At 44.1% G+C, this 13,099-nt stretch carries 11 protein-coding genes; all 11 read left to right on the forward strand.

The genetic code is table 11. The features are described 5' to 3' along the window. Window position 1: 1 nt before the first annotated feature. Entirely contained in the window at window positions 2-1,693 is a 1,692-nt protein-coding gene (locus tag BO48_RS00635; protein WP_496365503.1) for a proline--tRNA ligase, read from the forward strand. A 37-nt stretch (window positions 1,694-1,730) separates the two neighbouring features. After that, window positions 1,731-6,011, forward strand: a complete 4,281-nt coding sequence (locus tag BO48_RS00640; protein WP_496365504.1) for a PolC-type DNA polymerase III — start codon at window positions 1,731-1,733, stop codon at window positions 6,009-6,011. Window positions 6,012-6,128: 117 nt separating this feature from the next. Beyond that, the gene (rimP, locus tag BO48_RS00645; protein WP_496365505.1) at window positions 6,129-6,596 is read left to right on the forward strand and encodes a ribosome maturation factor RimP; all 468 of its coding nucleotides are present in this window, start codon (window positions 6,129-6,131) and stop codon (window positions 6,594-6,596) included. A gap of 16 nt (window positions 6,597-6,612) precedes the next feature. Next, window positions 6,613-7,671: a transcription termination factor NusA gene (gene nusA, locus BO48_RS00650; protein WP_496365506.1), complete on the forward strand. Its 1,059-nt coding sequence runs from the start codon at window positions 6,613-6,615 to the stop codon at window positions 7,669-7,671. 26 nt (window positions 7,672-7,697) lie between these two features. After that, window positions 7,698-7,982, forward strand: coding sequence for an RNase P modulator RnpM (gene rnpM / locus BO48_RS00655; RefSeq protein ID WP_496365507.1), 285 nt, complete (start codon window positions 7,698-7,700; stop codon window positions 7,980-7,982). Then, on the forward strand, window positions 7,979-8,287 hold the full coding sequence (locus tag BO48_RS00660) for a L7Ae/L30e/S12e/Gadd45 family ribosomal protein (RefSeq protein ID WP_496365508.1): 309 nt from the start codon (window positions 7,979-7,981) through the stop codon (window positions 8,285-8,287). Before rnpM ends, BO48_RS00660 begins: the two co-directional genes overlap by 4 nt. Window positions 8,288-8,291: 4 nt before the next feature. Next, a complete protein-coding gene (gene infB, locus BO48_RS00665; protein WP_496365509.1) occupies window positions 8,292-10,382 on the forward strand; it encodes a translation initiation factor IF-2 in 2,091 nt (696 codons plus the stop codon). A 4-nt stretch (window positions 10,383-10,386) separates the two neighbouring features. Continuing rightward, complete coding sequence (gene rbfA / locus BO48_RS00670) at window positions 10,387-10,722, forward strand: 30S ribosome-binding factor RbfA (RefSeq protein ID WP_496365510.1); 336 nt, start codon at window positions 10,387-10,389, stop codon at window positions 10,720-10,722. Window positions 10,723-10,776: 54 nt separating this feature from the next. Further along, window positions 10,777-11,694 carry a tRNA pseudouridine(55) synthase TruB gene (truB, locus tag BO48_RS00675; RefSeq protein ID WP_496365511.1) on the forward strand — a complete coding sequence of 306 codons (918 nt, stop codon included), beginning with the start codon at window positions 10,777-10,779 and terminating at the stop codon, window positions 11,692-11,694. A 16-nt stretch (window positions 11,695-11,710) separates the two neighbouring features. Next, the gene (gene ribF, locus BO48_RS00680) at window positions 11,711-12,655 is read left to right on the forward strand and encodes a riboflavin biosynthesis protein RibF (RefSeq protein ID WP_496365512.1); all 945 of its coding nucleotides are present in this window, start codon (window positions 11,711-11,713) and stop codon (window positions 12,653-12,655) included. Between the two features lie 95 nt (window positions 12,656-12,750). Beyond that, the gene (rpsO, locus tag BO48_RS00685) at window positions 12,751-13,020 is read left to right on the forward strand and encodes a 30S ribosomal protein S15 (RefSeq protein WP_496365513.1); all 270 of its coding nucleotides are present in this window, start codon (window positions 12,751-12,753) and stop codon (window positions 13,018-13,020) included. The last annotated feature ends 79 nt before the right edge of the window (window positions 13,021-13,099 follow it).

A 13,099-nucleotide genomic window follows, 5' to 3' on the forward strand; every position in this document is an offset into this window, starting at 1 on the left:
AATGAGACAATCGCAAATGTTTATCCCAACTTTAAGAGAAACACCGCAGGATGCTGAAAGTCTTAGCCACCGTCTGATGCTGAAAGCGGGTATGATCAAGCAGATGGCAAGCGGTATTTACACTTATTTACCGATCACAAAGCTTGTATTGAACAACATTGAACAGATCGTCCGTGAAGAGATGAATAGAATTGGCGGTGTGGAAATCCACATGCCTGTCCTTCACCCGAAAGAGTTGTGGGAAGAGTCCGGCAGATGGGATGCCTACGGCAGGGAGCTCATGAGAATGAACGACCGCCACGATCGAGAGTTTGCTCTCGGGCCGACGCATGAGGAAATGATCGTTGCAATGCTCCGCGATGAGCTGAGAAGCTATAAAAAGCTGCCGCTCACTTTATTCCAGATACAGACTAAATTCAGGGATGAATTAAGACCGAGATACGGCCTGCTCCGCGGCAGGGAATTCATCATGAAGGATGCTTACTCATTCCACACTGATGATGAGTCACTGACAAAGACTTACAAAGATATGTACGATGCATATTCAAGAATATTCAAGCGTGTCGGTCTGAACTACCGTGCAGTCGAAGCGGATTCAGGTGCGATCGGCGGCAGCCATACACATGAATTCATGGCGCTTGCAGATATCGGTGAAGATACGATTGCGTATACCGAAGAAAGTGACTATGCGGCGAATATCGAAAAGGCTGAATGTCAGCCGGTTGAAAAATCGACGGATGAAATGAAAGAAATGTCGAAAGTTGAAACACCGGGTGTCACGTCATGTCAGTCACTGGCGGATCATCTCGATATCCCGCTTCATGAAACGACGAAGACGATGGTCGTAAAGATCAACGGTGAATTCATCATGATTCTTGTACGCGGTGATCAGGAACTGAATGACGTTAAAGTGAAAGCTTTCTTCAATGCTGAAGAGGACATTGAATTTGCAACGGAAGATGAAATCATGCAGCACTTCAACGCGACACCGGGGAGTCTCGGTCCTGCAGGAACGGATATTCCTGTCTATCTGGATTATCAGGTGGATGCGATGGTGAACTATCCGACTGGCGCGAATGAGACGGATTATCACTTCATCAATGTCAATCACAACCGCGACTTTGACGTACGCGGTACAGGTGACTTCAGATTTATAAACGAAGGTGAAATGGCAATCGACGGCAGCGGTAAAGTGAAGTTCATGAAAGGTATCGAAGTCGGGCAGGTATTCAAGCTCGGTACGAAGTATTCCGAATCGATGGGACTGAATGTTCTTGATGAGAATGGACGCAGTGTGCCTGTAATGATGGGGTGCTACGGTGTCGGCGTTTCAAGGACGCTTTCAGCAATTGTTGAAAGCCACCACGATGACCGCGGGATCATCTGGCCGAAATCGGTCACACCGTTTGATATTCATATCGTTACTGCGAACAATAAAGATGAAGCGATTTTGAATACGGCTGAAGAATTATATGCATCACTGCAGAAAGAACATAAAGTTCTGTATGATGACCGTAAAGAAAGAGCCGGCGTTAAATTTGCAGATTCAGATCTGATCGGACTGCCATACAGAATCGTTGTCGGCCGCGGTGCCAAAGATGGCATGGTTGAAATTAAGAGACGTACCGATGAAAAATCTGTCGATGTAAATATTGCTGATGTTTTAAGCTTTATAGCAGAGGATTCAAAATAGCCCAACAATAGTGTTTAAAGTTCTAGGAGTGTTGTAAATGCAAGGGCATGAGCAATTTAAAATATTATTATCACAAGCAAAAATAGAAATGAATGAGCACCTCGCCAGCGGGGTGCTTAAAAAGGTTATAGTGGATGATGATGAACGGCTTTTCCAGTTCCATATCCATTTTGATAAAGTCATCCCCGCTTCTTTAAGGCAGCTGCTGATCAACAGCATAAAAAATGCTTTCGCTGAAATTGCGGATATAGAAGTGAAGCTCTACAGTGAATATTTTTCAGATGACAATGTGATCGACTATCTGGAAGATATTCTCTTATATCTGAATATTAACGATAACGTCAGGTTCCAGCTGCTCAACTGTAAAAAGGAATACAGGGACGGTGTGTTGATTTTCAATGTTCAAAATGAAATAACAAGAGCGCATTTCAATAAGCACGTCAACGGCAACCTGAAAGCGGCGTACCATGATTTCGGCATGCCGGTGGGGGAAATTGAATTTACCGTCGATGCGAATCTGGATGAGGAAAAGAGAAACAATCTTGAAAACCGTCTGCAGGAAGAGCGGACAGAACTGGTTCAAAACTTCATCAGCCAGCAGGAAGAGATGAAAGAACAGCAGAACAATGCTGAAGCACATGTTGAAAAACAGATCGGTAAACATGTGACATTCGACGGCGCAAGACCACTCAATAATATTTTTGATGAAGAATACAATGTAAAAGTTGAAGGTGTCATCTTCGATAAGGATGTCAAAGTGCTCCGCACCGGCAGACAGATCCTGAATATTAAAATTACGGATTACAGTGACTCGATCAGTGCAAAAATGTTTTCGAGAAACAATAAAAATGATGAAGCGGTATTTGCAGCACTCAGTGAAAATGACTGGGTCGTCATCGAAGGTCATGTTGAATATGATGATTTCGTCAAAGACCTGGTACTGAACATCAAAAACCTGACTGCAGTCAAAAAGCCGCCCAAACGGGATGATATGGAAGATAAACGCGTTGAACTGCATCTCCATTCGGCAATGAGCCAGATGGACGGCCTGAACAATGTCGGCGAATTTGTCAAACGGGCCAACGATTACGGTCATAAGGCAATCGCGATTACGGATCACAACAACGTTCAGGCTTTCCCTGATGCGTATTATGCATCCCAGGACACCGGCGTCAAGGTGATTTACGGCATGGAAGGGCTGCTTGTGGATGATGGCGCTAAAATCGCCTACAAGCCTCAGGACATCGATCTTCAAACACATGAGTTTGTCGTATTTGACGTAGAGACCACCGGCCTTTCTTCAAAGTACGATAAAATCATCGAGCTTGCGGGCGTCAAAGTAAAGGGCGGCGAGATCATCGACCGCTACGAGGCGTTCAGCAATCCGAACGAGCCGCTGACAGAAACGATTAAGGAAATTACGGGCATCACAGATGATATGCTTGTCGATGCGCCGCCGATCAGTGAAGTGATCACCGAATTCAAGGAGTGGGTCGGCGACGCGATTTTCGTTGCGCATAATGCAAGCTTTGATATGGGCTTCATAGAAGCTGCCTATCAGAAAGAAAACCTTGGAAGTTATGAAAACGGGGTAATCGATACGCTCGAACTGTCGAGGACGGTCAACACGGACTTTAAAAAGCATGGTCTGAACATACTGGCCAAAAAATATAACGTCGAACTCACACAGCACCACCGGGCAATCTATGATGCGGAAGCCACAGCATATATCTTCATCAAGATGCTCTACCAGCTGAAACAGCTGAATGTTGTGAACCATAAGGACATCAATGACAGGCTTATGACACAGGACGCATATAAACGCGCGATGCCAAGCCATATCACCCTATTAGTGAAAACGCAGGAAGGGCTTAAAAACCTGTTTAAAATCGTTTCTTATTCATTGACGGACAACTTCTACAAAACACCGAGAATTCGTAAAGATGTGCTTGAAAAATACAGGGACGGCATATTGGTCGGCAGTGCGTGTGACCAGGGTGAAGTATTTACTGCAATGATGCAGAAACCTTATGAAGATGCCAAAGAAATCGCTGAATTTTATGATTATCTCGAAGTATTCCCCAAACCGCTTTACAGAAGGCTGCTTGACAGGGAAATCGTCAGAAGTGAAGAAACGCTGGAAGAAATCATCACGAACATCATCAAAGTCGGGGAAGAGTTGGATAAGCCGGTCATTGCGACAGGCAATGTCCACTATCTGGATGAATCGGATAAACTGTGCCGTGAAATTCTTGTGAAAAGTAACCCGGGGAACCCGCTCAGCCGGGGCAACCTGCCTGAAGCGCATTTCCGTTCCACAGCTGAAATGTATGAAGACTTCGCATTTCTTGACGAAGCGACAAGAAGAAAAATCGTCATTGATACTCCGAATGAAATCGCCGACAGCATCGATGTCGTCAAGCCGATCAAAGATGATCTGTTTACACCGAACATCGAAGGTGCGAATGATGAAATCAGGGATATGAGCTACAACAATGCTAAAGCACTGTACGGTGAAGATCTGCCTGAAATTGTAGTGGAGAGAATAGAAAAAGAGCTCGACAGTATTATAGGTAACGGCTTCAGTGTTATTTACCTGATCAGCCAGAAGCTCGTCAAGCAGTCGCTGGATGACGGCTACCTGGTCGGTTCCCGTGGTTCCGTCGGTTCGAGTTTTGTTGCGACCATGACGGAAATTACGGAAGTGAACCCGCTGCCGCCGCATTATATTTGTCCAGGCTGTAAAAACACGACCTTCTTTACGGACGGCAGTGTGTCTTCCGGATACGACCTGCCTGACAAATCATGTGATGAATGCGGTACTGAACTCATTAAGGAAGGCCAGGACATACCGTTCGAAACTTTCCTTGGATTCAAAGGAGACAAAGTGCCGGATATCGACTTGAACTTCAGTGGAGACTATCAGCCGAAAGCCCATAACTATACTAAAGAGCTGTTTGGTGAAGATTATGTATTCAGAGCAGGTACAATCGGTACTGTTGCCGAGAAAACGGCGTACGGTTATGTCAAAGGTTATATGAATGACCACGGCATTACAAAACGCGGTGCAGAAATCGACCGCCTGGTCAAAGGTTGTTCGGGCGTCAAAAGGACGACCGGTCAGCACCCGGGCGGTATTATCGTTGTACCTGACAATATGGATATATTCGACTTTACACCGATACAGTTCCCGGCGGATGATATCGAAGCGGAATGGAAAACGACACACTTCGACTTCCATTCAATCGATAACAACCTGCTCAAGCTGGACATACTCGGCCACGATGACCCGACGATGATCCGTATGCTGCAGGACTTGTCAGGCATCGACCCGACAACACTGCCGACGGATGATGAGGAGACGATGGAGCTGTTCAGTTCACCTGGAACACTCGGCGTCACCGAAGATGAAATCGTCTGTAAAACAGGCACACTCGGTGTTCCGGAGTTCGGTACAGGTTTCGTCCGTCAGATGCTTGAGGATACGAAACCATCGACATTCAGTGAACTCGTGCAGATTTCAGGTTTATCCCACGGCACGGACGTCTGGCTGGGCAACGCCCAGGATCTGATCCGCAGCGGTACGTGTGACTTGTCCAACGTTATCGGGTGCCGTGACGATATCATGGTCACCCTGATGTATAAGGGACTTGAACCTTCACTTGCCTTCAACATCATGGAGAAAGTGAGAAAGGGTAAAGGTTTAACAGAAGAGCATGAAGCGGCGATGAGAGATAAAGGCGTTGAAAACTGGTATATCGATTCATGTAAGAAAATAAAGTACATGTTTCCGAAAGCGCACGCCGCAGCATACGTCCTGATGGCAGTGCGTATTGCATACTTCAAAGTGCATTACCCGCTGTTCTATTACGCAAGCTATTTTACTGTGCGTGCATCCGACTTCGACCTGCTTACGATGGTCAAGGATAAATCGACAATCCGTCACAGAATAAAAGAGATGAACAGCAATTTCCATGAGCTCTCCAAAAAAGAGAAAGATACACTGGTCGTACTGGAAATTGCGAATGAGATGGCACACAGAGGATTTAAAATGCATCCGGTGGATGTTGAGAAGTCGGAGGCATTTGAATTCAAAATTACCGAAGACGGACTGATACCGCCGTTCATCTCGGTTCCGGGCCTTGGTGCGAACGTTGCAAGACGTGTCGTAGAAACCAGAGAAGAGGAGCCGTTTATTTCCAAAGAAGATCTGAACAAACGCGGTGGCGTCGCCCAGAAGGTCGTTGAATATCTGACAGAGCTCGGCACGCTTGAACATCTGCCGGACAAAGCTCAGCTGTCCATATTCGACATTTGATGAATTTGCATAACAATTTTGATTATGGTATTATATTAATGATATTAATACTCATTGCACATGGAGAAGAACGGGTCCGCCCGTTCTTTTCTTACGTTTAAAGGAGGCGATTTGAACATGAATCATACTGAACAAAAAGTTTTTGACAATGCAGCTCCAGTAGTAGAGAAATTAAATTTCAAACTGATTGAAGTGGAGTTCGTCAAAGAAGGTAAAGATCACTTTTTAAGGTTATACCTTGATAAAAAAGGTGGTATTACTTTAGAAGATTGTGCTGCTGCCAGTGAAGTGGTCAGTGAAAAACTGGATGAGTGGGAGATTATTAAAGGTGCATACTTTCTGGATGTTTCCTCACCGGGAGCCGAACGTCCGATAAAAAATGATGATGATCTGGAATTGACGCTGGACAATGGTATATACGTGAAAACGTACCAGCATATCAACGGTGAGAAAGAATGGACCGGCGTATTGAAATCATATGATGAGGATACTGTCACGGTTGAATATAAAGACAAAGCCAAAAAGAAGACAATCTCTATTGAACGTAAAAAAATCGCTACTTTAAGAAAAGCAGTATTAATCTGATTGGAGGAGATAGGTTGTGAATCAAGAATTATTGAATGCTATGGACTACCTCGAAAAGGAAAAAAGCATTCCAAGAGAAATACTCATAGAAACAATCGAAGCAGCACTGCTCACTGCTTATAAAAAGAATTATACCCAGCATAAAAATGTCAAAGTGGATTTGAATTTGACAAATGGCAGTTACCGGGTAATTTCAAGAAAAGATGTGGTCGAAGAAGTTGAAGATGAGACGGCGGAAGTCAATCTTGAAACAGCACGCACGGTCAACCCTGCATATGAAATCGGTGACCCGTACGATGAAGATGTGACGCCGAAAGATTTCAACCGTGTCGGTGCACAGGCGGCGAAGCAGGCAGTAATGCAAAGGTTGAGAGATGCTGAACGCGGCATTTTATATGATGAGTTCGTCGACAAGGAAGATGAAGTCATGACCGGTCTGATCGACAGAGTCGACCACCGTTTCGTATATATTCAGCTCGGCCGTACAGATGCTGTACTGAGTGAGTCCGAAAGGATTCCGAACGAGGTTTACCGTCCGAATGAACGGATAAAGGTTTATGTGAATAAAGTCGAACAGACGACGAAAGGTCCACAGATTTTTGTTTCACGTACGCATCCGAACCTGCTCAAGCGCCTTTTTGAAAAAGAAGTGCCTGAAATTTATGACGGTACAGTTGAAGTCATGAGTGTTGCGCGTGAAGCGGGCGAACGTTCCAAAATCAGCGTCCATGCTGAAAACCCGGATGTTGATGCTGTCGGTTCATGTGTCGGAGCAAAAGGTGCAAGAGTCGAAGCGGTTGTGAACGAACTGTCCGGTGAAAAAATTGATATCGTTCTATGGGATACGGATCCAAAAGTATTTGTAAGAAATGCACTGAGCCCGTCACAAGTCGTAGATGTACAGGTGGATGAAGAAAATCAGTCCACAGTCGTCATCGTCCCGGATAATCAATTATCACTTGCAATCGGTAAAAAAGGTCAGAACGCGAGACTTGCAGCAAAACTGACAGGATGGAAAATCGACATAAAAAGTGAATCGGACGCGATAGAAGAAGGCATCGTTGAAGAAGAATAAAAACATTAATTTTAATGGGTGATAACATGGCAAGAAAAGTTCCACTTAGGAAATGTATATTGACCAATGAAATGTATCCAAAAAAAGAACTGCTCCGTATCGTGGTGAATAAGGAAAACGAAATATTCGTCGACCCGACAGGAAAGAAAAACGGCCGCGGCAGTTATGTCGTCAAAGATCTGGAAAAAGTAGAAACTGCCCGGGAGAAAAAGGTTCTTGAAAGAAGGCTGGACCTTTCGAGTGATGAATTAGAACCGATATATGATGAAATCATCAGGCTCATTTACAGAGAGGACATTCCAAAGCGATGAGAGATCCAATACTGAACCTGCTCGGACTGATTACTAAGGCCGGCAAACTGGTAAACGGTGAAGAGCGCACCGTGGAAGCGATCAGAAACCAAAATGCCAGAGTTGTTTTCATAGCTGCAGATGCAGGTGCATCAACATTTAAAAAGGTTACTGATAAAGCTGCATACTACGAAGTTTATTTAATAAAAAAATATAATAAAAGAGAACTGAGCATAGCTACAGGAAGTGAAAATCGTGTAGTACTAGCTGTCACAGATAAAGGTTTTGCCAATAAGTGCATCGACCTTTTTGAGAAAGGAAAGTGATTCAATGAGTAAAATCCGAATCCATGAATATGCCAAGAAAAATAATTTAACAAGTAAAGAAGTGATGGAATTTCTGCGTCAGGAAGGTATTGAGGTAAACAGCCACATGCGTTCTTTGGAAGATAACGAAATTCCGATGCTGGATAAGCACTTTAAAAAATCATCAAAAGAAAATAAATCCGGCGAGGCGAAAAAACCGCAGCAGAATGCTCAATCCGGTAAAAAACCTCAAAATAACAAACAGAAAAAGAATCACAACAATAAAAACAAACCTAAGCAGAAACAAAATCAGCAAAAGGATGCTAAAAGACAGCAGCCTAAAGAAGAGCAGGATACAGCATCCGATAAGAAAGTCTTCACTTACGAAGATGGCATTTCAGTCGGTGAGCTTGCTGAAAAAATAGGTGCTGATGCTTCTACTGTAATCAAAGATCTGTTCATGCTTGGCATCGTGGCCAACATCAACCAGTCCTTGGAAAAAGAATCAGTGGAAATCATTGCGGATAACTACGGCTTCACCGCCGAAGAAGAAGTCAATGAAGATGCGGCTGATCTGGAAAATTACTTTGAACTTGACGAAGAATCACTGACTGAAGAAAGACCAAGTGTCGTAACAATCATGGGCCACGTGGACCATGGTAAGACAACACTTCTTGACTCGATCCGTGAAACGAAAGTGACTGCCGGAGAAGCAGGCGGTATCACTCAGCATATCGGTGCATACCAAATTGAATCGAGCGGCAAGAAAATCACATTTCTGGATACACCGGGACACGCGGCATTCACAACGATGCGTGCACGCGGTGCGCAGGTGACTGACATTACAGTATTGGTTGTTGCAGCGGATGACGGTGTCATGCCTCAGACGATTGAAGCATTGAACCACGCCAAAGCTGCAGGCGTACCGATCATTGTTGCGGTCAACAAAATTGATAAACCGACAGCAAACCCGGACCGTGTCATGACAGAACTTGGCGAACATGGTCTATACCCGGAAGATTGGGGCGGCGACACAATTTTCGTACCACTTTCTGCTTTAAGCGGAGACGGTATTGAAGATCTGCTTGAAATGATTGGTCTTGTCGGCGAAATTCAGGAGTTGAAAACTCACAGCGACCGTCCGGCAGTCGGTACAGTCATTGAAGCTGAACTGGATAAATCAAGAGGACCTGCTGCATCACTGCTTGTACAGCATGGTACTTTGAATGTCGGCGACTCACTTGTTGTCGGTAACACTTACGGTAAAGTGCGTGCGATGGTCAATGACCTCGGCCAGAGAATCAAGAGCGCAGGCCCGTCAACGCCTGTTGAGATTACAGGTCTGAACGACGTGCCACTTGCAGGTGACCGTTTTGTAGTGTTTGCAGACGATAAGAAAGCACGTTCAATCGGTGAATCCAGACAGAGCGATCAAATTGTCCGCGAACGTGAACAGACGCAGAAGGTCAGCCTTGATAATCTGTTTGAACAGATGAAAGAAGGAGAAATGAAAGACCTCAACATCATCATCAAAGGTGATGTACAGGGTTCTGTCGAAGCATTGAGCGCATCACTGTTAAAAATAGATGTGGAAGGTGTCAATGTACGTATCATTCACACTGGTGTCGGTGCAATCAACGAGTCAGACGTTACTCTGGCCAATGCATCCAACGCAATCATCATCGGTTTCAACGTCCGTCCGGATACGAACGCGAAGAAAGCGGCGGAACAGGAAAAAATCGATATGAGATTACACCGTGTCATCTATAAAGTGATTGAAGAGATCGAGCATGCGATGAAAGGTATGCTGGACCCTGAATATGAAGAACAGGTCATCGGTAACGTCGAAGTCAGACAGATCTACAAAGTATCTAAAATTGGTACAATTGCAGGTTCCTACGTGACTGACGGTAAAATTACCCGTGATTCAGGTGTTAGAATCATCAGAGAGGGTATAGTCATTTACGAAGGTGAGCTGGATACCCTGAAGAGATATCAGGATGATGCCAAAGAAGTGGCTGCAGGCTACGAGTGCGGTATTACCATCAAAAACTTCAATGATATCAAAGAGGGCGACCAGATCGAACCTTATATCATGGTAGAGATTGAAAGGTGATTAGATGTCTAACAGAAACGAAAGAGTGGCTGAAGAAGTCAAGAAAGTGGTCAGTGAAGCTCTGAGAACTAAAGTGGACGACAGTGATATCGGCATGGTGACGGTCACAGAAGTCGAAGTGACCAAAGAACTTGAAACTGCAACAATCTACTATACTTCTTTAAACGACAATAAAGAACAGGTTGCAGAAGGACTGGACCGGGCAAAAGGCCTGCTCCGTTCCGAAGTGGCTAAAGAGATCAGATTGAGAAAAGCGCCGGAACTCGAATTTAAATATGACAGTTCGATAGAATACGGCAATAAAATCGAATCACTGCTCAACGAAATTAAGGATAAATAAAAATAATGGCAAACCGTACCGGTTTGCCATTTTAACTTATTACGGGTGATAAAAATGTATAATGGTGTATTTCCGATATTTAAGGAAAAAGGGCTGACGAGCCATGATGTCGTCTATAAAATGCGTAAAATATTACATATGAAAAAAGTGGGGCATACGGGGACTCTGGATCCGGATGTTACAGGCGTGCTGCCGATTGTCGTCGGGGAAGCGACCAAACTGACAGAGTATATGCAGATAAAAGATAAATCCTACAGTGCAGAAGTGACACTCGGAATTTCAACTGAAACTGAAGATGCATCCGGGGAAGTGACGGACACGCTGAAGATGGAGCCATTATCGGATGAGGCAGTCGATAAGGTGATTCAGTCCTTTACTGGAGCATATAATCAGCAGGTGCCCTTATATTCATCAGTCAAGGTGGACGGCAGAAAATTGTATGAGTATGCGAGAAGCGGTGAAGCCGTGGAACGTCCGACCAAGACGGTCTTCATACGAAATATTGAAAGAACAGGCGAAATCGAGTCTGATGGTTCTACAGTAAAATTCAATATTGATGTGACGTGTTCGAAAGGGACATATATCCGCACACTCGCTGTCGATATCGGACGCGCACTCGGCGTGCCTGCACACATGTCCGGACTGATCAGAACGGCATCGTGCGGCTTCAATATCAGCGACACGATCACTCTGGATGAACTTAACGCGCTTGAAGATGAGAAAAAGGAAGAATATGTGCAGCCGGTCAAAGATATTGTCAGCGCAGAAAATCTATTGGAGATTGAAGATGAACAGCTGCTTTTTAAAGTACAGCATGGGCAGAAACTGTTCAAATCTGATATTATGGAATTGGTCAGCCAAAAAGACAGATATATTGTATTTTTAAAAGATGGCAAACCTATTGGAATGTATCATCAGCATCCCGAAAAGGCAGAAGAGCTAAAACCATATAAGATGTTCAATAGACTATAGTTAAGAGGCGATTGTAATGGAAATTATTCAACTGAATTATACAGATGATGCAGGTATTGAAAAGCTGGAAGAAAGTGCTACAGCGATCGGTTTTTTTGACGGTCTTCACCGCGGGCATTTAAAAGTGATCAACAAAATGAATAAAATTGCTGAAGAAAAAAATCTGAAAAAAGGGATTATGACATTCGATCCGCATCCGTCGGTGGTGTTGAATCCGAAATTCCAGAGAACGACGTATCTGACCCCGCTTGAAATCAAACTGGAAATGTTTGAATCCATGGGGATTGATTATGTTTTCATCATCAACTTCTCAAGTAAGCTTGCAAAACTTGAGCCGGACGATTTTGTCAAAAAGTATATCATCGGCGCGAATGTAAGCGAATTGATTTCAGGGTTCGATTATACATACGGTGCAAGAGGCAGAGGCAATACTACCAATTTGACCCAGTATGATGAATTCAATACGACCATTGTCGGAAAATATGCTTTTACGGATGAAAAAGTGTCGACGACACAGATCCGTACAAGTCTCGCCAACGGTCAGCTTGAAGAGGCGAATAAAATGATCGGCCGCACGTACACGATCTCAGGCGTAGTGGTGCAGGGTGAAAAGCGGGGCCGTACCATCGGTTTTCCGACAGCGAACATTGAAGCGGATTTCAGATATTTCCTGCCTACGAACGGGGTTTATTCCGTCACTCTCAAAGTACACTCGACCGACGAGATTCATAAAGGCGTCGGCAATATTGGTGTAAAACCGACTTTCCATGATGATATAACCAAACCGATCATCGAAGTGCACCTCTTTGATTTCAATGAGAGTATATACGGTGAATCGGTGACCATCTACTTCCATCACTATATTCGCGGCGAAGTGAAATTTGACGGTGTGGATGAGCTCGTCGATCAGATGGAACTTGACCGTGAAGATGCGATAAAACTACTTGAAGATATAGACTGACATGTGTATAATGGTTTGAGTACCTTATCTTGGCTTTCAGAAACTCCAACTGTTGCTCGGATACAGGTGAATATTAATAAAGGAGGCGTTTCTTAATGGCTATTTCACAAGAACGCAAAAATGAACTGATTCAGGAGTACCGCGTACACGAAACAGATACAGGTTCTCCGGAAGTACAGATTGCTGTACTGACAGATGAGATTAACTCATTGAACGAGCATTTGAAAATGCACAAGAAAGATCATCACTCAAGACGTGGTCTTTTGAAGATGGTTGGTCGTCGTAAACACTTACTGACTTACCTTCGTGGAAAAGATGTTCATAGATACCGTGACTTAATCGGAAAGCTTGGCTTGCGCCGTTAATCACATGTGGCATATCCTAAAAGGATATGCCCTTTTTTTATATATATTTTAAAGTAAAAGTGATATGATTATTAATAAG

The sequence above is a fragment of the Lacicoccus kunmingensis DSM 17847 genome (assembly GCF_059568765.1).